This window comes from Bacillus pretiosus, assembly GCF_051294775.1.
Taxonomy (GTDB): Bacteria; Bacillota; Bacilli; order Bacillales; family Bacillaceae_G; genus Bacillus_A; species Bacillus_A wiedmannii.
In genome coordinates, this window is record NZ_JBPPHF010000544.1 from 1 (window position 1) to 284 (window position 284).

General features: G+C 45.4%; 1 pseudogene. It reads left to right on the forward strand.

Annotated features, from left to right (window positions below):
* Nucleotides 1–219: pseudogene (locus ACSG5Z_RS32095) on the forward strand (metallophosphoesterase); the annotation flags it as partial.
* Between the last annotated feature and the right edge of the window lie 65 nt (nucleotides 220–284).

Consider the following 284-nt stretch of genomic DNA (forward strand, 5'->3'; position numbering starts at 1 on the left):
GCGGAGGCTGGCGTCGATTTACTACTATCCGGCCACACGCACCGCGGACAAATGGCGCCGATTCTTTTTGTAACGAGAAGAATGTACGAACTAGACTGGGGATACGCACAACAAGGTGCATTCCACGCGATTGTTTCTTCTGGTTTCGGATTCTGGGGACCACCGCTTAGACTTGGAAGTAGATCAGAGATTGTACAGGTGGAAGTTACGTTTGAATAGGTGTATAAAATAGAGAGCGAATTGCACTCTATTTTTTAAAATAAAAAAAGGCTCCACATAAGGAG